The following is a 20,863-nucleotide window of genomic DNA, read 5'->3' on the forward strand; positions in this document are numbered from 1 at the left end:
AAAAGAATAAAAACCGGAAAAGCCTGCAATATGCAGGCTTTTTTATATTTAAAATACGGTAAAATAAAAGGCTGACAGTAAATATATCGGGAAAAAGGAATATTATCCGATATTATTAATTACCATTTGTATTATTCCGGTTTCTGCATTTTATCATTTTCATGTAGAATGCCGCAGCGAATATAAACAATAATCCCGCAATGTTTGTCAGCCATTATTTCTGTTGTTTCTCCGCAAACAATCTGTTTATGAAACAATAATTAAAAGCCAATTAATTATTTGAAATATAACTGTTTTTATATATTTACGCCAGTGGGTTGTTAACGGAGAATGTATATGATGGCAGCCGGTAATCAGAATTATCCTGAAGTGAACGGGAAAATAAAATACAAACCAAACGAGAATAATGATGAGAAATAAATTAGCAGGATGGCTGTTGTTATTACCGCTGCTTCTCACCGCATGGGGTGCATTTCAGTATTGGCGGATCAGTGATGAATATCAGGCTTACCACTATGTCATGGCCGATAAAGCGGAACTTCAGCGTCTGATTGCGGAAGACCCGGACACACAAATCACTTACGATGACGGGGAAACGGTTTCTGCCGGTCAGCAGCTGGGCATGATTAACCGTGAGCTGAATAAATACAGCAGTGAAATTACCATGATCCTGGCCCGGGCTGTGGCCAGTAAAGGGACGATCGCTACCGGGATTTTATCCCTGCTGTTCGGCGCCGGGGCCATTTATCTCTGCATCAGCAGCGGCCGGGCTGCCCGCCGCTCCCGCGATGCCCTGCTGAACGTCTTTGCCCGCTGCCGTAAACTGCTGCCGTTTATTCTGACCGGACAGATGACACTGGTCGGCCTGAGTATTATTTGTGTGATGGCTTATGAAGCCTTGTGGTTTGCCGGTAATTTCGTGATGAGCGGCGGTGGCGCGAAAATCATGATCTTTATTCTGATCAGTATTGTGCTGATCATCTGGTATATCATCAAGGGGCTGTTTAAGCTGCGCAAGAGTTTCGCTATGTTCCGCAGTGAGCCGTCTGATGTGACCGGACATGCTGTCAGCCGTGAGGAAGCGCCGGGGCTGTGGCAGTGGGTGGATGAGATTGCCGCAAAAGTCGGCACAACACCGCCGGATCATATTATTGCGGGTATGACGGAATGCTTCTATGTGACATCCCACAGTATTAATCTGAATGAAAATCAGCTGATTGAAGGGAAAACGCTGTACTTCCCGCTGCTTTATTCCGCGCTGCTCAACCGGGAAGAAGCCAGTGCGGTTATCGGCCACGAGCTGGGGCATTTTACCGGCGAAGATACCACGTACAGTCTGAACTTTGCGCCGATCTATGCCGGTATGAGCCACAGTATTTCGCTGGTGGCGAATGAGGTGCAGGATTACTACAGCAAAGTGATTATGAGCCCGTCCGTGTATCTCGGGATCTTCTTCCTCGAACAGTTTGATTTTGCGGTCAGTCACTGGAGCCGTATCCGTGAACTGGAAGCGGATAAAGCCGGGGCATCGGTCAGTTCACCGGCAGCGGTATCCTCATCACTGTTGCGTATTTCTGCGGTCAGTGACGTGATTTCCGAAACGCTGGGTGAGCTGTATGAAGGCACCTTGAAAACGGATGATTTACTGCCGGTGGTGATGGCACGTTTGCGTGAGCGCGGTGTGCCGGAAGCCGGACAGTTCCTGAATGAGGCAACCAGTCACCCGAGCGACAGCCATCCGCAGACCCGCGCCCGTATTGAAGCGCTGTCTCAGGATATCAGCGATGACCTGCTGGCCGCCGCTTCCCGCGAAGTGCAGTCAGATGATTACGCCAATATTGCGGATCTGTTCACGGATGCCAAAGCCATCTCGATGTCACTGACCGCATCACTTTCCGGCATGGTTGCTGAGTACACCACACAGCGGACAGCGGCACTGGAAACCATGCTGCATGAATCCGATGCGGCTGATGAAGTGATCATCACTGAGCGGCGTAAAATGTTCCGGATGATGTTTATCTTTGGCCTGATTGTGGCGGCCGGGATGGGGATTGCCACCGTAAAACTCGGTGCGGAAAATCTGGTCAGTTCCGGTGCGGTTCACGGTTTCTGGCTGTTACTGCTGTTCTGGGGTGTAGCCTTTATGTACCGGAACCGGGGGAAAGCGCCGCTGTTTGCTTTCCGCCATGGTCAGCTGGTCAGTGATAAGCTGACACAGGCGTATCCGCTGCACTACATTGTCGATTATGACATTGCGGAAACGTCCGGTGTGGCGACACTCACACTGCATGTGGCAGATGGTGCTCCGGCGCCGGTTACAGCCGAAAAAAGCCGTTTCTTTAAATATGATGCCAAAAAGCAGAAACTGATGATCCTGATGGCCGGTATCCGTATCTGGCAGGGGAAATCATTATCTTTGCAGGATTTATCAAATCTGGTGCACAGTCAGTTACAGACGGCACACGTAAAACATGAATTACGGCAGTAATTAATCACCTGATGATAAAAAATAAAAAAGCCTCATGAAGAGGCTTTTTTTATTTCTGACAGAAATAACCGTTTTTTAAGTTAAGGATAATAACTAATGGAAATTACAACTTAATATTTTTTTATTATCTTATCCTCAGGAGGTCGTATGGAAAAATTAAATGAAAATCTCATCAGCGAAATAAAAAAACTGAAAATAAGCACATCAACAATAACTGATGTAATGGATGGTATGAAAACAGGAGGTGTATTATCACATAAAATAAGATCACAAAATACAGAAGATTATTATCTGGTTGCTCAGGCTTATACTGTTCAGTGGTGCAAAAATCGTAAAGGCAGTCATATTCTGACATCGTCGCCCTCAACCTGGGAGCAGGTCGGGGCGTTTCTGGTGCCGGAACTGGAGAGGGCTGAAGGACTGGTTTACGTTGCCGGCAGCGGTGAATGCATCTGTGATGCCGCACTGGCCGGCGGAATGAGTTGCACATACTTTGAACAGATGGGGTTTGCCGGGGTGATAACCGGCGGTGCGGTGCGCGACGCACCGGATTTACAGGTATTGGCAATGCCTGTTTTGGCCACAAATCTGACACCGGCGGATACTCAGGGAGCCTGGTGTGTCTCTGAAACGGGAACATCATGCCGGATAGAGCAGGTCACCATTCAGACAGGCGATCTTATTATTGCAGATAGTAATGGTGTGGTGGTTATACCGTATCAGGATATTGATACGGTTACAGATAATGCCATAAAAATGAGCCGGATTGAAAACAGGATGATGGAACAAATACGACAGGGTGTCAGACTTCCGGATTTAATAGAAAAAACAGGACAAATATAATTCGCAAGAGGAAATAAAGTGCTGACTATCCATACACTTGGACCGAAAGGAACAAATTGTGAAAAAGCGGCTGACTACTGGCTCGCGAAAAATAATGTAAAAGGTAATGTTAAATTATATCCGACACTGGAGTCCGCAACGGAATCAGTGAAGGAAGATAAAGATGGTTTATTGTTAGGATGTATTGTCTATCCTGATTTAAATAATATTGTTTTTCAGAATTTATCATCACTTGAATTAAAAAACTGCTTTGTAATGGATACGCACAATATGGTATTTGCCAGCCGTTATACCGGCTATTGTGATATTTTCCATGTGGGCTCACATCCGGCACCTCAGCATTTACTCAGTAAACTGCCGATAGCAGATAAAAGCATGAAAAAAATGCTGTTCACATCCAACAGTGAAGCGGGAGTTCAGTGTGCTCAGGGGGCTGTGGATGGCTGTATTACGACCCTCAGCACTGCGGAAAAATACCATCTTCATATCCTGCATGACTTCGGTCCTGTTCCGATGGGATTTTCAGTTCATGCGCCGATCTTTCATTCTGTTTCGCACTGACAGCAGGAGATGGTTATGGGGTTAATCTCAGGAAACGATCTGATTGCTTACGATATGGATTTGGGCAGAGCGGAGGGAGAGGAAAGCAAAATACAGGCGCGGTTTATTCACGGCACCGCGTTTACCATGACATTCTGGTCATTCAGACCGGGGGCGATGATCCCGGAGCATAAGCATGAGCACGAAACGCTGACGACGGTGCTGTCCGGTGCGTTGCGGCTGACGGTTGACGGTCATACGATGATTCTGCGGGCCGGTGATTCCGGGCTGGTTCCGTCATGGGCAGTTCATGATGCTGAAGTACTTGAGGAATCTGAAATCATCGATGTTTACACGCCGGTGCGTGAGGATTATGTGGCACGTCAGCAGGGAAAGAACGAAACCTATCTTCGGACCTCACAGAAACAGGCAGAATAGTCTATGGAACAGCAAAATATGCTGAACGGGGCAACCGGCCGCCCCTGGACACCGGCAGGATGGGCAGAATTTCCGGCACAACAGCAGCCGGACTACCCGGGAACCGGTGTGCTGAATGATACGGTCGCAGAATTACAGCGTGTGCCGGGGCTGGTCAGTATTGCAGAAATACATGCATTGCGGCAGGCGCTGAGGCTGGTGGGTGAAGGGCGGGCTTTTATCCTGCAATGCGGGGATTGCGCAGAGTCGTTTTCACAGTGCCGGGACGATGTGCTCAGAAACTGGACGGAAACAATGCAGACTATGGCGGATAATATCGGCCATGGCCTTGGGTTACCGGTAGTGAAAATAGGGCGGATCGCCGGGCAGTATGCCAAGCCGCGCAGCAGCCCGGAAGAAACCCGTAACGGCATCACACTGCCGAGTTACCGCGGGGATATTATCAATGGTCATGCATTTTCGTCAGATGCACGGATCCCGTCACCGGAACGTATGCTGAATGCGTATTACCACGCCGCAGTAACCCTGAATGCACTGCGCGGCAGCGGAACGTTTCCGGCGGCTGAAACGGCGCAGGATGCGCTGTTTCAGCCGTATTATATCAGCCATGAAGCGTTACTTCTGCCCTATGAAACGGCACTGACCCGCAGGAATCCGGCGGATAACCGCTGGTATAACTGCGGGGCGCATACTGTCTGGCTCGGGGATCGTACCAATGACCCGTCACAGGCACATGCGGAATATCTCAGGGGAATTGAAAATCCTGTCGGTATCAAATGCGGGCCGTCGATGACACCGGAAAAGCTGGGTGCATTACTGATCCGGCTGAACCCCGGAAATCAGCCGGGCAGAATTATGCTGATAGTGCGTATGGGGGCAGATAATATCTGTGAAAAACTGCCGCCGCTGATAGCAAAAGCGGCAGCGGATAACGATGCGGTGATCTGGCTGAGTGATCCGATGCACGGAAACACCCGCAGCACGGCAGATAATCTGAAAACACGTGATTTTTCGGTTGTTTACCGTGAGGCTGGTCTGTTTGTACAGTTGCTGCGTGCGGCCGGAATGCATCCCGGCGGCCTGCATCTTGAAATGACCGGTCAGCCGGTGACAGAGTGTACCGGCGGGCCGCAGAAAATTACGGATCAGGACGTCGGTGCCTGTTACGAATCGCTGTGTGACCCCAGGCTGAATGCGGCTCAGGCAACAGAGCTGGTACGGCTGTTATCCGGTTCAGCAGGCCGGTAATGCAAAAAAATCCCGGCGGGGAAATCCGGCCGGGATTATTGTCTGTAACTTTTCAGTCAGCAGAACTTATTTTTTCTTCGCTTCGTCCTGCGCTGCCTGAATAGCAGTCAGTGCGATGGTGTACGCGATATCGTCAACTAACGCACCACGGGACAGGTCGTTAACCGGCTTGCGCATCCCCTGGAGCATTGGTCCGATAGAGACCAGGTCTGCTGAACGCTGAACCGCTTTGTAAGTGGTGTTACCGGTGTTCAGGTCAGGGAAGATGAAGACGTTTGCTTTACCTGCAACCGGAGAATCCGGTGCTTTGGTTTTCGCAACATCAGCCATCACGGCGGCGTCGTACTGTAACGGACCGTCGATGCACAGATCAGGACGTTTTTCTTTGGCGATACGGGTCGCTTCGCGGACTTTCTCAACATCGTCACCCTGGCCGGAAGTCCCGGTAGAGTAAGAGATCATCGCAACGCGCGGGTCGATACCGAATGCTTTCACAGAGTCAGCAGACTGAATAGCGATTTCTGCCAGCTGTTCTGGGTTCGGATCCGGGTTAATTGCGCAGTCACCGTAGACCAGCACTTCTTCAGGCATCAGCATGAAGAAGACAGAAGATACCAGTGAGCTGCCCGGTGCGGTTTTGATTAACTGTAACGGCGGACGAATGGTATTTGCGGTGGTGTGTACAGCACCGGAAACCAGACCGTCAACTTTATCCTGCTCCAGCATCATCGTACCCAGTACGACGTTGTCCTGTAACTGCTCGCGGGCAACAACTTCGGTCATGCCTTTGTTTTTACGCAGTTCAACCAGACGCGGTACATACAGCTCACGGATGTCAGCCGGGTTAACCAGTTCGATACCGGTGCCCAGAGTCACGCCCTGTGCAGCTGCCACGCGGCGGATTTCTTCCGGATCGCCTAACAGCACGCAGGTCGCCAGACCACGTTCAGCACAGATAGCCGCTGCTTTGATAGTACGCGGCTCATCACCTTCAGGCAGAACAACGCGTTTTTTCGCTTTGCGTGCCAGTTCGGTTAACAGGTAACGAAATGCCGGTGGTGACAGACGGTTCGGACGCTCAGAATCAGCAACCAGAGAATCGATCCATTTGGTATCGATGTGGCTTGCCACGTAGTTCTGAACCAGTTCGATGCGCTCACGGTCATCAGCAGGGACTTCCAGGCTGAAGCTTTGCAGGTTCAGCGAGGTCTGCCAGGTGTTGGTGTTCACAGTGAAAATCGGCAGGCCGGTTTCGAACGCACGTTCGCACAGTTTGGCGATGCTGTCATCGATCGGATAACCGCCGGTCAGCAGGATCGCACCGATTTCCACGCCGTTCATCGCTGCCAGGCAGGCAGAAACCAGCACATCAGGACGATCAGCGGAAGTCACCAGCAGAGAACCCGGACGGAAGTGCTCCAGCATGTTAGGAATGCTGCGTGCACAGAATGTCACAGATTTGATGCGGCGGGTTTTGATGTCGCCTTCGTTGATGATTTTTGCGCCCAGGTGGTTCGCCATGTCGACTGCACGGGTGGCAATCAGTTCGAAGTTCCACGGTACACTGCCGACAACCGGCAGAGGCAGGGATTGCAGATCATCCGTGCTCAGGTGAGCGATAGTGGCTTTGGATGAATCATCAAAGATTTCAGACAGGTCAGGACGGGTACGGCCCTGCTCATCAACCGGCGCGTTAACTTTGTTAACGATAACGCCGGCGATGTTGGTGTTCTTGTGACCACCGAATTCGTTGCGGATCAGTTCCAGACGCTCTTTGATTTCCGCTGCGCTGTCATTGCCCGGTGCTGTCACGAACACGATTTCCGCACCCAGAGTCTGGGCGATATCGTAGTTCAGGGACTGTGCATGCGGGTAGTTGCGGGTTGGTACCAGGCCTTCAATCAGGATCACTTCCGCACCCTGAGTGTGCTCGTGGTAACGCGCAACGATCTCTTCCATCAGAATGTCTTTCTGATTGGTGGTCAGCATGGTTTCCACATAATCCATATCCAGCGGCTCTGCCATTTTCAGGGAAGAGTGAGCGCGTAAGATTTGGGTGGTCTGATCTTCAATACCTGCACGGCGCGGCTGTGCAACCGGTTTGAAGAAGCTCAGGCTGACGCCTTTCTGTTCCATTGAGCGGACAACCCCGAGGCTGACGCTGCTTAAGCCGACACTGGTGCCGGTAGGAATGAGGATAATAGTACGGGACACATGAACCTCTTATTTTTTCACAATTCGGTGTTCAAAATAAATCCGCCGGCAATGGCCGGCGGAGAGCAAAGATTATGCAGTCAGACGCGCTGCATCCTGTGCGATGACTAATTCTTCGTTAGTCGGGATCACCAGGGCAATGCTGCTGTCATCAGTGGTGATTTTGCCTGCGTTACCGAAACGGGCAGCCAGGTTACGTTCGTGGTCCAGTTTGAAGCCCAGCAGAGCCAGTTTCTCCAGAGTGTGTTCACGAACCATTGCTGCGTTTTCACCGATACCGCCGGTGAAGATGATAGCGTCCAGACGGCCTTCCATCAGTGTCGCGTAACCACCGACGTATTTCGCCAGACGGTGGCAGAATACATTCATTGCACGGGTGGCATCAGCTTGTTTACCGTAGTTTTCTTCAACATAACGGCAGTCGCTGGTGACTTCGGTCAGACCCTGCAGGCCGGATTCTTTGGTCAGCATTTTGTTGATTTCTTCAACGCTCATGCCCATTGAATCATGCAGGTGGAAAATGATAGCCGGGTCGATATCACCGGAACGGGTACCCATGACCAGGCCTTCCAGCGGAGTCAGACCCATAGAGGTGTCGACACACTCGCCGTTAACGATAGCTGCAACAGAACCACCGTTACCTAAGTGGCAGGTGATCACGTTCAGTTCTTCAACCGGTTTGTTCAGCATTTTAGCGGCTTCACGGCTGACGAAATAGTGGCTTGTACCGTGGAAACCATAGCGGCGGATACCGTGGTCTTTGTACAGGCTGTACGGCAGGGCATACAGGTAAGCTTCTTCAGGCATAGTCTGATGGAAAGCGGTATCGAAAACACCGACGTTTTTGTCAGCCAGGTGAGGGAAGGCTTTCAGTGCTTCTTCCACGCCTAACAGGTTAGCCGGGTTGTGCAGAGGAGCGAATGCGGAGCACTCTTCCATTGCTTTAACAACTTCGTCAGTGACGATAACAGAGTGAGCAAATTTCTCACCGCCGTGAACCAGACGGTGGCCGATGCAGCCGATCTGTGCGGACAGCTCAGGTTTTTCGCCCATGATATCTTTCACGATGAAACGCAGTGCTTCGCTGTGAGCAGCGCCCGCGCCTAACTGTGCTTCGTGTTTAGCACCATCCATTTTCCACTTGATACGTGCTTCCGGCAGGTTAAAGCATTCTGCCAGACCCGTCAGATATTCATCACCAGTTGTAGGGTCAATGATCGCAAATTTCAGTGAAGAACTACCGCAGTTAAGTACCAGTACCAGCTTACTTGACATGGAATTACCTATAATCTTGTTGTGGATAAGTCTTATGTGTTAAGACAGTGGTTAAAACGTAATCTAACTAAGCGTAGCGCAATATTTCAGCGCCGTTCATGATTAACATCATGCAATTTTTATATTGAACGATAAATCATCGCTGCAATCTGTTGTCTGAGGCGTGATGGCGTAAAAACACACATTTTGCCCTTGAAAAAGGCCGCATCAGACAAAATAATTAACTCAGGATTATTTCACCGTGATTAAACGGGCGTAGCATACCCGCAGATGACAGCAATTTCAAAATATACTTAATCCTACAAAAATATTTTGACTGAATGTAGCCATATTTTAATTATTATGTTTTTTATTGATTGAGGTCATAATGCCTGATAACACACCGGCAAAACCGGGTCTGTTCCGCGCACTGCGTCTCGGCAAACGTTACGCCGCCACCTGGCCGGCCGTGAAGCAGCTCGCCCCGGTTTTCCCGGAGAATCGTGTCATAAAATCCACGCAGTTCGGTATCCGTTTTATGCCGCCGTTGTCGGTGTTTACCCTGACATGGCAGATAGCGCTCGGCGGGGCGTTAGGGCCTGCTGTTGCCACCGCACTGTTTGCCTGCTCGCTGCCTTTGCAGGGGCTGTGGTGGCTGGGCCGCCGTGCCGCCACACCATTACCGGCCGGGCTGCTCAGTTGGTTTTATGAAATCCGCGCAAAGTTTGCCGAAGCCGGTATTGCGATTGCGCCGGTCGAAGGCACACCGGATTATATGGCACTGGCGGAGTTACTGAAACGCGCTTTTAAGCAACTGGACAACTCTTTCCTGGATGACCTGTAAGTACCGCTGTTTTCCGCCCGTTTCCGCGGGCGGTATAACCGCTTCCTTTATTAATCGATTCAGCTTACGTAACTCCTTGTTTTTCCTCTCCGTAAAATTACCCGGTCGAAATCCCCCGCTGAGATCAAAAAAGGTGTGTATTTCACTATCTTATAGATTTGAGTAATGCGATGATTCTGACCATACCCCGGATTACTTTTTCAGGAGATACACCATGGAAATGACCAATGCACAACGCCTTATCCTTTCTAACCAGTATAAAATGATGGCTATGCTGGACCCGGATAATGCCGAGCGCTACCGCCGCCAGCAGACGATTATTGAGCGCGGCTTCGGACTGCAGATGCGCGAGCTGGATCGCGATTTCGGTGAACTGCCGGAAGAAATCTGCCGTCGTGTGATTGATATGATGGAAATGTACCACGCACTGCGTATCTCCTTCGACAACCTGAAAGAAGCAAAAGATATCGATCAGCGCCGTATCCACTTCTTAGGTTTTGATGCGGCAACAGAAGCACGTTATTTAAGTTATGTACGTTTTCTGGTAAATACGGAAGGACGTTACACCCACTTTGACAGCGGCAGCCACGGCTTTAACTCCCAGACACCGATGTGGGACAAATATGTCCGTATGCTCGGTGCATGGCATAACTGTCCGCGCCAGTACCACCTGAGTGAAGTGGAAATTAATCAGATCCTTAACGCATAACATTCCGGCATCCGCACGGCGAGGTACGCATGACACTGACTGCAAAAGGCTTTTTGTTTGATCTGGACGGCACACTGGCCGATTCTCTGCATGTGGTGGAGCGTGCCTGGCTGGCATTTGCCCGTCGTACCGGTGCGGATGAGAATGAAGTTAAGCATTTTATTCACGGCAAACCGGCGGTTGAGTCCATCCGCCATTTTCTGCCGGACGCGGATGAAAGTGAAATCGCCGCGCAGCTGGCGTGGGTGACAGAGCAGGAGATCAGGGAGAGTGACCAGGTCACAGACCTGCCCGGTGCGCAGGCGCTGCTGGCGCGTCTGGTTTCCCTCGAAATTCCGTGGGCGATTGTCACTTCCGGTTCTGTGGCGATAGCCCGTCCGCGTCACAGTGCGGCGAATCTGCCGGAGCCGGATGCCTGGGTGACAGCCGATAATATCACCCGCGGTAAACCGGACCCGCAACCCTACCTGCTGGGCGCGGAAAAACTCGGGCTGGCACCCCGTGACTGTTTTGTGTTTGAGGATGCCACCGCCGGTCTGCTCTCCGGGCTGGATGCCGGTTGTCAGGTGATTGCCGTACATGTCCCGGCCGGAACACCGCGCACGGATGAACTGGCGATGCGGGTGGATTCACTGACAGAAATAGAGATTCAGAAAGCGGCGGACGGCACGGTAACGCTGACCCGTCGTCCCGGCTGACCGCCGGTAAACATGCGGCGCAGTACCCGGTCAGACGATGAAGAACCCCGGGCTGTGCGTTAACAGAAAACGATGAGACAGGATGTTCGCTGTCCGGGCATTGACGAAAGAGGACGTTGGTGAATACGGAACTCGTGTGGGTGCTGACCCTGCTGTTTATCGCCATTGTTTTATTTACCACCAACAAGGTCCGGATGGATGTTGTGGCGTTGCTGGTGATCACCGCCTTCGTACTCAGCGGTACGCTTACCGTTAATGAAGCCGTTGCCGGTTTCAGTGATCCCAATATTCTGCTGATTGCCGCCCTGTTTGTTATCGGGGAGGGGCTGGTGCGTACCGGGGTTGCCTATCAGATGGGTGACTGGCTGGTTCGGGTGGCCGGTTCCGGCGAAACCCGTCTGCTGGTGTTCCTGATGGTCAGTGTTGCCGGGCTCGGCGCATTTATGAGCTCGACCGGCGTGGTGGCTATCTTTATCCCTGTTGTACTCAGTGTCTCAGCACGCATGAAAATCCCGCCTTCACGGCTGATGATGCCGCTCGGCTTTGCCGGGCTTATCAGCGGTATGATGACGCTGGTGGCGACACCGCCGAACATGGTGGTGAACAGTGTCCTGGAAATGGAAGGTATCAAAGGCTTTCATTTCTTCTCGGTTACCCCAATCGGATTACTGATCCTGCTGGCCGGTGTCGGCTATATGCTGATTGCCCGCCACTGGCTGGGCAGCAAACAGCCGGAGAAAGCAGGGGACAATGTACAGCGTACCTTTCGTGACCTGATCCGCGACTACAAACTGAGCGGCCGTGCGCGGCGTCTTGCTGTCCGTAACGGCTCGCCGCTGATTGGCAAAACACTCGACGAACTGCACCTGCGTACCCGCTACGGTGCCAATGTGGTGGGGATTGAGCGCTGGCGGCGTTTCCGGCGGGTGATGGTCGGTGCAACAGGTGGTATGGAACTGCGTGACCGTGATGTGCTGCTGATTGATATGTCGGCCAGTGATATGGATCTGCGCGAATTTTGTGCCGAACAGATGCTGGAACCGATGATCCTGCGCGGCGAGTATTTTTCCGAACACTCCCGCAACGTGGGGATGGCGGAAGTCTCCCTGAATCCTGAAAGTGAACTTATCGGCAAAAGCCTGCGGGATATCGGTTTCCGTACCCGCTACGGGCTGAATGTGCTGGGGCTGCGGCGGGGAGGCTCTGCCCTTGACGGCAATATTGTGGATGAGCCGCTGCAACTCGGGGATATTCTGCTGGTGGTCGGCGACTGGAAAATTATCCGCGCGCTGGCGACCAAACGGCGTCACTTTATTGTGCTGAATCTGGCAGCGGAAGCGGAAGCCGTGGTGCCGGCGGCATCTCAGGCACCGCATGCCCTGTTTTGTCTGGCGCTGATGGTGGCGATGATGGTCACCAATGAAATCCCGAATTTTATTGCGGCACTGATTGCCTGCCTGCTGATGGGGAAATTCCGCTGTATCGATATGGAAAGTGCGTACCGCTCAATTCACTGGCCGAGCATCATTCTGATTGTGGGGATGATGCCGTTTGCGCTGGCGTTACAGAAAACCGGCGGTATCACGCTGATTGTCAGCGGGCTGATGGATGTCGCCGGTGATCTGGGGCCGCATGTCATGCTGACAGCGCTGTTTGTATTGTGTGCCACTATCGGGCTGTTTATCTCGAATACCGCGACCGCCGTTCTGATGGCACCGATTGCTATTCAGGCCGCGTATGAAATGCAGGTCTCGCCGCTGCCGTTTGCGATGGTGGTGGGGGTGGCGGCGTCGGCGGCCTTTATGACGCCGGTGTCATCACCGGTCAATACGCTGGTGCTCGGGCCGGGAAATTACACCTTCGGGGATTTCGTCAAAATCGGCGTGCCGTTTACGCTGGTGGTGATGGCAATCAGTATCGCGGTGATCCCGTTACTCTTCCCGTTCTGACGGCGTGCCCTGATGAAAACGCAGTTGCCAGATATCCGGGGTAGTTTCTGTCCACAGGGATGAGCGGTTTGTTTCTCTGATGCAGCGGCCTCCGGCCAGCTGAAAGCTGCGGTAGGTGATTAACACACAATTGCCGCTGATTTGTGAACAGCGATAATTACCGGAATAGATGTGCTGTGCATGCTGTACCGGTGATAACAGGTCATTCAGTGTGTCGTCTTTGTCAGCGGAGACACCTGAGCGGCAGAATTCAAAGAATGCCGGATGCAGCAGGACTGAGAGCGTCTGATAATCCCCTCTGTACCACGGACGGTGCAACCGTTTCTCCTGACGAATCAGCTTTCTGAATAATTCTGTTTCATACATAAACAAGTATCCCGTTCGTTACTGACTGATCTCATCCAGTGACAGACTGAAGCCGGGAATAAACACGTCGCGGAAATAATCCATTTCCGGGCTGCGGCGTTCTTCCAGGGTTTTTTCCAGTCTCGCTTTTGCCAGATGAAACTCAGTATTACCCGCACCAATCTCTTCCAGACACTTGAGATAAGCACACAGGGCATCTGCCTGTTTGACAATTGCCGCATCTTCCGGTGAATGCGCGTCTTCATCAATCAGCGGGGCAAAATCTGCCTGTAATTCTTCGGGGATCATGGCAATCAGTTTCTTTTGTGCCATCCGCTCGATTTTTTTGTATTCATGCGCAATCTGCGGATTGTAATACTTGATAGGCGTTGGCAGGTCACCGGTGATCACTTCGCTGGCATCATGGTACATCGCCAGCAGGGCGATTTTTTCCGGATTGAGTGTACCGCCGAATTTGCGGTTTTTAATCACGGCCAGCGCATGTGCCACAAACGCCACCTGGAGGCTGTGCTCAGAGACATTTTCCTGAATCACATTGCGCATCAGCGGCCAGCGGGTGATCAGTTTCAGACGGGAAAGGTGGGCAAAAAAGTAACTCATAGACAACATTCCTGACAGCAATCTGTTGATAATAAGAGCGGATATTCTGCGGTGTTCCGGGCGGGATGTAAATAAAAACGGCTTCCCGGGGGAAGCCGCTGACAGCAGAAACGATTACTGACGGTAGTGGGAGAGGAAACGCCCGAAGCGGTTAATCGCCATCTCCAGGTCGTCCTCACGCGGCAGTGTCACGATACGGAAATGGTTCGGTTCCGGCCAGTTAAAGGCAGTACCCTGTACCAGCAGCACTTTTTCCTGTAACAGCAGGTCGAGGATCATTTTCTGGTCATCGTGAATATTAAAACGTTTGGCATCAAATTTCGGGAACATATAGAGTGCGCCCATCGGTTTGACACACGAGCAGCCCGGTATCTGGTTAATCAGTTCCCAGGCTTTGTTGCGCTGTTCATACAGACGGCCGCCGGGATGAATAAACTCGTTGATGCTCTGATAACCGCCGATAGCGGTCTGGATAGCATGCTGCATCGGCACGTTGGCGCACAGACGCATAGACGCAAGCATTTCCAGCCCTTCGATATACCCTTTGGCGTGTTTCTTCGGCCCGTTCAGCACCATCCAGCCCTGACGGAAACCGGCGATACGGTAGGTTTTTGACAGGCCGTTGAAGGTCACGGTCAGCAGATCCGGTGCCATTGCCGCAATTGAGTGGTGGACAGCATCGTCATACAGAATTTTGTCGTAGATTTCGTCAGCAAAGATGATCAGATCATTCTGACGGGCGATTTCAACGATCTCCTGTAACAGGTCTTTACTGTAGACAGCACCGGTCGGGTTATTCGGGTTAATCACCACAATACCGCGGGTGCGCGGGGTGATTTTCTTTTTGATGTCTTCGATATCCGGCATCCAGCCCTGTTCTTCGTCACACATATAGTGCACGGCAGTACCGCCGGAAAGAGAGACTGCACCTGTCCATAACGGATAATCCGGTGCCGGCACCAGCATTTCATCCCCGTTATTCAGCAGCGCCTGCATGGACTGCACAATCAGTTCAGAAACACCGTTACCGATATAGACATCTTCCACGGTCATATCGCGCATGCCGCGTTCCTGATAGAACTGGACAATGGCTTTACGGGCAGAATAGAGGCCTTTTGAATCGCTGTAACCCTGGGAGCTTGGTAAATTACGGATAACATCAACCAGAATTTCGTCCGGGGCATCAAAACCAAACGGCGCCGGGTTACCGATATTCAGTTTGAGAACTTTCTGGCCTTCCTCTTCGAGACGTTTAGCCTCTTTGAGCACCGGCCCGCGAATGTCGTAACAGACATTATCGAGTTTGTTGGATTTCTTTATTATATTCATCTGTTCAGGACCTTAGCGCGTTAATCTTGGATTTAATCAGGCAAAACCCGTTATAACCCACTGTACTCTTACCGTCAGGGCTTTTGAAGCCGGTAAACGTCTTTTGGTGAAAAACAACAGAATTTGTTTTGGAAAGGATCGGGAGTGCCGGTTAATTATTGATATGTCGGAGTATTATTCTTGTTTTTGCGCTTAATGCGGATGTTGTGACTGGTGTGCGGGTGGTTACGGAGTTTTGTAAAGTTATCTATCGGAAGATCATAATTAGTAAAGTAATACAGTGTTTTTACTAAATGGTCAGCAGTTGTTGAAATTGTATAATCTTTTCTTATATATTAACCTATGATGCTGGTAATTATTAGTAGTATAACTAATGAGATTTCACGGCATAATCTGGTTTTAAGAGTATTTGACCTTAAATTTGCAGAATAATCAGATTTATCCTGCAGCAGGACGAATTCGCAGCATGCATTTTTATAAGTTACAAATTGTCTTGTTTCGCAATGTTCGGAAAACAATGCTGTAGGTTACGAAAAATTTGTGTGTTTGTATAGCAGGCCTGCTGTTTTACCATGCTGCATTACATAATGGAGTTACTCACAGTTACGTATTTTTGTTAGTGTTAGTTATGTTTTACTCTACCCTGATATATAGGGTAATGTCTTAGTTGGCTAAGCTATTTTTCATGCCAATAAACACCAGGTAGTTATTAAAAATCAAAATTAGTGAAGAAAAAACAATGATAAATTCAAACCGTCCAGTGTTAAATTTGGATCTCGACCTGCTGCGGACATTTGTGGCAGTCGCAGATCTGAACACCTTCGCGGCGGCAGCAGCGGCAGTATGCCGTACTCAGTCTGCCGTCAGTCAGCAAATGCAGCGTCTCGAGCAGCTCGTCGGGCGCGAACTGTTTGCGCGTCATGGCCGTAACAAGTTACTGACCGATCACGGGTTACAACTGTTAGGTTATGCCCGTCAAATCCTGCGTGCAAATGATGATGCCACCGCATCACTGGCATACAACGATGCAGAAGGGGAGTTACGCATCGGGGCATCCGATGATTCCGTTGACTCACTGCTGCCTTTCTTACTCAACCGTATTGCTTCGGTATACCCGCGTATGGCCGTTGATGTCCGCATCAAACGCAGCCAGTACATTGAGGGGATGCTGGATAACCATGAAATTGATCTGGCGCTGACCACCGCGCGGATCGCTCATCACCCGCGTACTGCCCTGCGTACCGCTCCGGTATTGTGGCACTGTGCGCCTGATTTCCAGTTACAGCCGAATGAGCCGATTCCGCTGGTGGTGATGGATGAAACTAACCCGTTCCGCCATCTCGCGGCGGAAACACTGGATGAGGCAGGGGTACCGTGGCGTGTTGCTTATGAGGCCGCATCACTTTCTGCTGTCCGTGCAGCCGTGAATGCCGAAGTCGGGATCACCGCCCGTCCGCTGGAAATGCAGAATGCCGACCTGCGCATTCTGAGTGTCAGCGAAGGGCTGCCGCGCCTGCCGGAAATTCAGTACTGGTTATACCGTAACAGTGACGAGCAGAGCGAGTCAGTGCTGACAGTGTACCAGGCTATTGAAAACAAAAAGACACCGTATACCGTCACACCTGCGGACGATGATAAAGCAGCAGAGTAATGCTGTCATAATCTGACGCGGAACAGACATAATTTGTGACAGTCAGACACACCGCCGGGGGATAATTTCCCCCGGCTTTTTTGTATCCTCTCTCCCCGTACGGAAATCTCATATAAATGTTAACAGCATCACGCCGTGTTCAGGTTTTTGATGTTGTTTTAAGCGCCGCATCGCAGTTTTGTTTACTTGTTTGTTACAATGTTAACAAAACACATGTTCTGTGATTGCCAAAATTAACAGCGCTCATTACATTGCAATAAAACTTTGTTAAAAACCTGACCATATTTATCAGGTTTTTATAAATGGTTATGAATTAATCATTTGTTAAATAATTTTCAGCCAAACTGTGATTGAGATCATAAATATTGACCCTGTTTACCGATGGAAAGACAGGTTTTTCCTGAGATAATGGGTTAGTAAAAGCGATGTATCAGTTAATATAATAAAGTTAATTTTCAATTTGGTTACTTACTGACACGTTTTAGCGATAAAGTCGCACGACGGGTTAATCTTAAGTTGATAGTTTGTAACAAAATCTGGAAGAGCGGGGAACAATCCGGGTGACCGGCTTTCTCATCACGATAAGTGTTGTATCCGCCATTAAGTTGTTCCTCTCGTGTGTCGCTGTGGTGCTGTATGCAGGTACGGCAGGCAACACCACCTTTAATGAGTAAGCAATGAGTATGTCAACAGCCACTGAAGTTCTGGCCCATAACTGGGCATTTGCCATCTATCTTTTAGGTGCTCTCGGGTTATGTGCATTTATGTTGCTGGGCGCCCGTTATCTCGGGGGCCGTGCAAAAGCACGCGCCAAACATCTCCCTTACGAATCAGGTATTGACTCGGTCGGCAGCGCACGTCTGCGGATGTCTGCGAAGTTCTACCTGGTTGCCATGTTTTTCGTGATTTTCGATGTTGAAGCCTTATACCTGTTTGCCTGGTCTGTTTCGGTCAGAGAAACAGGCTGGATAGGGTTTACCGAAGCCGCAATCTTTATTCTGGTGTTATTGGCAGGGCTTTTCTATCTGGCACGTATCGGCGCGCTGGACTGGACACCTGTACGTTCACGCCGCGAGGTGAAACACCCGAGCGTTGTGAACAAAATCAATAACAATCAACCGTAGTCAATAGTGAGGCACAAGATGGATTATACGCTCACCCGCATCGATCCAAACGGTGAGAATGACCGTTATCCCCTGCAAAAACAAGAGGTTGTCAGTGACCCGCTTGAGCAGCACGTTCACCGCAGCGTGTATATGGGGAAACTCGAACATGCATTACACGATATGGTTAACTGGGGTCGTAAAAACTCCCTGTGGCCGTTTAACTTCGGTCTTTCCTGCTGTTACGTAGAGATGGTGACCTCCTTCACGGCAGTACATGACGTCGCCCGTTTTGGTGCGGAAGTACTGCGTGCCTCGCCGCGTCAGGCGGACTTTATGGTTGTGGCCGGAACCTGCTTTACCAAAATGGCTCCGGTTATTCAGCGTCTGTATGACCAGATGCTGGAACCGAAATGGGTTATCTCCATGGGCGCCTGTGCCAACTCCGGCGGTATGTATGATATTTACTCCGTAGTACAGGGTGTCGATAAATTCATTCCGGTGGATGTGTATATCCCGGGCTGCCCGCCGCGCCCTGAAGCTTATATGCAGGCGCTGATGCTGTTACAGGAATCTATCGGAAAAGAGCGCCGCCCGCTGTCGTGGGTGGTGGGTGATCAGGGTGTTTACCGCGCCAATATGCAGTCAGAAAAAGAACGAAAACGCGGTGAACGGATTGCAGTGACAAACCTGCGCTCCCCGGACGAAATTTAAGGCTTTCGGGCCACCGGGCGCAATATTTGCAATGTGTTGCGTCCATTGAACCCTGAACAACTGTTGTGGTGAAGAATGATGACAGAAAGTAATACGCAGACCGCACAGCGTCCCGCGTGGCAGACTCATGATTACCTGGATGATCCGGTTATTGAGGAACTGCGCCGTAAGTTCGGTCCTGACGCATTTACGGTTCAGCCGACACGTACCGGGATGCCGGTCGTCTGGGTGAAGCGTGAACAGCTTCTGGAAGTACTGTTTTATCTTAAATCGCTGCCGAAACCGTATGTGATGCTGTTCGATCTGCACGGGACGGATGAGCGTCAGCGCACCCACCGTGAAGGTCTGCCTGCAGCGGACTATTCCGTGTTTTATCACCTGATTTCCATTGAGCGTAACCGTGACATCATGCTCAAAGTGGCGCTGAGTGAAAACGACCTGCATGTCCCGACGGTGATCTCCGCGTTCCCGAATGCGAACTGGTATGAGCGCGAAACCTGGGAAATGTTCGGCATTATTATCGACGGGCACCCGAATCTGCGCCGCATTATGATGCCGCCGACCTGGGAAGGGCATCCGCTGCGTAAAGATTACCCGGCGCGGGCAACGGAATTTGATCCGTTTGTTCTGACCAAACAGAAAGAAGATCTGGAAATGGAGGCGCTGACCTTCAAACCGGAAGAGTGGGGCATGAAACGCGGCAATGAGAACGAGGACTTTATGTTCCTGAACCTCGGCCCGAACCACCCGTCTTCCCACGGTGCATTCCGTATCATCTTACAGCTCGATGGTGAAGAGATTGTCGACTGCGTGCCGGATATCGGTTATCACCACCGCGGTGCGGAAAAAATGGGTGAGCGCCAGTCATGGCACAGCTATATTCCGTACACCGATCGCATCGAATACCTCGGCGGCTGCGTCAACGAAATGCCGTATGTGCTGGCGGTGGAAAAACTGGCGGGCATTGAGGTTCCGGCGCGCGTGGATGTGATCCGCGTGATGCTGTCAGAACTGTTCCGCATTAACAGTCACCTGCTGTATATCAGTACGTTCATTCAGGATACCGGGGCGATGACACCGGTCTTCTTTGCCTTTACCGACCGCCAGAAGATTTATGATGTGGTGGAAGCCATTACCGGTTTCCGTATGCATCCGGCCTGGTTCCGTATCGGCGGTGTGGCACACGATCTGCCGAAAGGCTGGGATCGCCTGCTGCGTGATTTCCTTGACTGGATGCCGAAACGCCTGGAATCCTATGTCACTGCCGCACTGAAAAACTCCATTCTCAAAGGCCGTTCTGTCGGCGTGGCGGCATACAATGCGAAAGAAGCGCTTGACTGGGGCGTAACCGGTGCCGGTTTACGTGCGACCGGGATTGACTTTGACGTGCGTAAATGGCGTCCGTACTCCGGTTATGAGAATTTCGATTTTGAAGTACCTGTTGCCGCCAACGGCGACTGTTATGACCGTGTGATGCTGAAAGTGGAAGAAGTGCGCCAGAGTCTGCGCATTCTGGAACAGTGCCTGAAAAACATGCCGGAAGGGCCGTTCAAAGCGGATCACCCGCTGACCACGCCGCCGCCGAAAGAGCGCACCTTACAGCACATTGAAACCATGATTAACCATTTCCTCCAGGTGTCATGGGGTCCGGTGATGCCGGCTCAGGAATCATTCCAGATGATTGAGGCGACAAAAGGAATTAACAGCTATTACCTGACCAGTGACGGCAGCACCATGAGTTACCGTACCCGAATCCGTACACCAAGTTATGCCCATCTGCAGCAGATCCCGTCAGTGATCAGCGGCAGTCTGGTGTCTGACCTGATTGTGTACCTCGGAAGTATCGATTTCGTTATGTCGGATGTGGATCGCTGA

The 20,863-nt window shown here is 51.0% G+C and carries 18 protein-coding genes; 13 read left to right on the forward strand and 5 right to left on the reverse strand.

Annotated features, from left to right (window positions below):
• Positions 1-406 precede the first annotated feature (406 nt).
• The 5 genes from R5268_RS11325 (at position 407) to R5268_RS11345 (ending at position 5,557) form a co-directional block, all read left to right on the forward strand.
• Positions 407-2,488: a M48 family metalloprotease gene (locus R5268_RS11325; protein WP_317423098.1), complete on the forward strand. Its 2,082-nt coding sequence runs from the start codon at positions 407-409 to the stop codon at positions 2,486-2,488.
• A 147-nt stretch (positions 2,489-2,635) separates the two neighbouring features.
• The gene (locus tag R5268_RS11330; RefSeq protein WP_317419355.1) at positions 2,636-3,331 is read left to right on the forward strand and encodes an RraA family protein; all 696 of its coding nucleotides are present in this window, start codon (positions 2,636-2,638) and stop codon (positions 3,329-3,331) included.
• A gap of 18 nt (positions 3,332-3,349) precedes the next feature.
• The gene (locus R5268_RS11335; RefSeq protein ID WP_317419356.1) at positions 3,350-3,892 is read left to right on the forward strand and encodes a hypothetical protein; all 543 of its coding nucleotides are present in this window, start codon (positions 3,350-3,352) and stop codon (positions 3,890-3,892) included.
• A gap of 15 nt (positions 3,893-3,907) precedes the next feature.
• The gene (locus R5268_RS11340) at positions 3,908-4,309 is read left to right on the forward strand and encodes a cupin domain-containing protein (protein WP_317419357.1); all 402 of its coding nucleotides are present in this window, start codon (positions 3,908-3,910) and stop codon (positions 4,307-4,309) included.
• A 3-nt stretch (positions 4,310-4,312) separates the two neighbouring features.
• Entirely contained in the window at positions 4,313-5,557 is a 1,245-nt protein-coding gene (locus R5268_RS11345; RefSeq protein WP_317419359.1) for a 3-deoxy-7-phosphoheptulonate synthase, read from the forward strand.
• Between the two features lie 66 nt (positions 5,558-5,623).
• Here the strand turns inward: R5268_RS11345 and pta are convergent, their stop codons facing one another.
• Together pta and R5268_RS11355 are read right to left on the reverse strand one after the other, a co-directional pair.
• The gene (pta, locus tag R5268_RS11350; RefSeq protein ID WP_182106726.1) at positions 5,624-7,771 is read right to left on the reverse strand and encodes a phosphate acetyltransferase; all 2,148 of its coding nucleotides are present in this window, start codon (positions 7,769-7,771) and stop codon (positions 5,624-5,626) included.
• 72 nt (positions 7,772-7,843) lie between these two features.
• Positions 7,844-9,046, reverse strand: coding sequence for an acetate kinase (locus R5268_RS11355; protein WP_107678888.1), 1,203 nt, complete (start codon positions 9,044-9,046; stop codon positions 7,844-7,846).
• Positions 9,047-9,413: 367 nt separating this feature from the next.
• Between R5268_RS11355 and yfbV the strand changes: the two genes are divergently transcribed.
• The 4 genes from yfbV (at position 9,414) to R5268_RS11375 (ending at position 13,225) form a co-directional block, all read left to right on the forward strand.
• Positions 9,414-9,869, forward strand: a complete 456-nt coding sequence (gene yfbV, locus R5268_RS11360; protein ID WP_004239859.1) for a terminus macrodomain insulation protein YfbV — start codon at positions 9,414-9,416, stop codon at positions 9,867-9,869.
• Positions 9,870-10,083: 214 nt separating this feature from the next.
• Positions 10,084-10,578 (forward strand): YfbU family protein, encoded by a 495-nt coding sequence (locus R5268_RS11365; RefSeq protein WP_046893316.1) that lies wholly within the window; start codon positions 10,084-10,086, stop codon positions 10,576-10,578.
• Positions 10,579-10,607: 29 nt separating this feature from the next.
• A complete protein-coding gene (locus R5268_RS11370) occupies positions 10,608-11,276 on the forward strand; it encodes a sugar phosphatase (protein WP_317419360.1) in 669 nt (222 codons plus the stop codon).
• Positions 11,277-11,395: 119 nt separating this feature from the next.
• Entirely contained in the window at positions 11,396-13,225 is a 1,830-nt protein-coding gene (locus R5268_RS11375) for an SLC13 family permease (RefSeq protein WP_260249682.1), read from the forward strand.
• Here R5268_RS11375 and R5268_RS11380 read toward each other — a convergent pair.
• The 3 genes from R5268_RS11380 to R5268_RS11390 all read right to left on the reverse strand — a co-directional run bounded on the left by R5268_RS11380 (position 13,208) and on the right by R5268_RS11390 (position 15,520).
• Positions 13,208-13,591: a DUF4440 domain-containing protein gene (locus R5268_RS11380; RefSeq protein WP_317419361.1), complete on the reverse strand. Its 384-nt coding sequence runs from the start codon at positions 13,589-13,591 to the stop codon at positions 13,208-13,210. The two genes, R5268_RS11375 and R5268_RS11380, sit on opposite strands and share 18 nt — an antisense overlap.
• An 18-nt stretch (positions 13,592-13,609) precedes the next feature.
• Positions 13,610-14,191, reverse strand: coding sequence for a 5'-deoxynucleotidase (gene yfbR / locus R5268_RS11385; protein ID WP_004235147.1), 582 nt, complete (start codon positions 14,189-14,191; stop codon positions 13,610-13,612).
• Positions 14,192-14,305: 114 nt separating this feature from the next.
• Complete coding sequence (locus R5268_RS11390) at positions 14,306-15,520, reverse strand: pyridoxal phosphate-dependent aminotransferase (RefSeq protein ID WP_046893313.1); 1,215 nt, start codon at positions 15,518-15,520, stop codon at positions 14,306-14,308.
• A gap of 739 nt (positions 15,521-16,259) precedes the next feature.
• On the opposite strand from R5268_RS11390, the gene hexA reads away from it, so the two are divergent.
• The 4 genes from hexA (at position 16,260) to nuoC (ending at position 20,863) form a co-directional block, all read left to right on the forward strand.
• Positions 16,260-17,171, forward strand: coding sequence for a transcriptional regulator HexA (gene hexA, locus R5268_RS11395; protein WP_046893312.1), 912 nt, complete (start codon positions 16,260-16,262; stop codon positions 17,169-17,171).
• A gap of 677 nt (positions 17,172-17,848) precedes the next feature.
• Positions 17,849-18,295: an NADH-quinone oxidoreductase subunit A gene (locus tag R5268_RS11400; protein WP_046893311.1), complete on the forward strand. Its 447-nt coding sequence runs from the start codon at positions 17,849-17,851 to the stop codon at positions 18,293-18,295.
• Between the two features lie 18 nt (positions 18,296-18,313).
• Complete coding sequence (locus tag R5268_RS11405) at positions 18,314-18,988, forward strand: NuoB/complex I 20 kDa subunit family protein (protein ID WP_046893310.1); 675 nt, start codon at positions 18,314-18,316, stop codon at positions 18,986-18,988.
• A gap of 78 nt (positions 18,989-19,066) precedes the next feature.
• The gene (gene nuoC, locus R5268_RS11410) at positions 19,067-20,863 is read left to right on the forward strand and encodes an NADH-quinone oxidoreductase subunit C/D (protein ID WP_025154951.1); all 1,797 of its coding nucleotides are present in this window, start codon (positions 19,067-19,069) and stop codon (positions 20,861-20,863) included.

The sequence above is a fragment of the Morganella sp. BCCO 40_0007 genome, assembly GCF_032989665.1.
GTDB lineage: Bacteria > Pseudomonadota > Gammaproteobacteria > Enterobacterales > Enterobacteriaceae > Morganella > Morganella sibonii.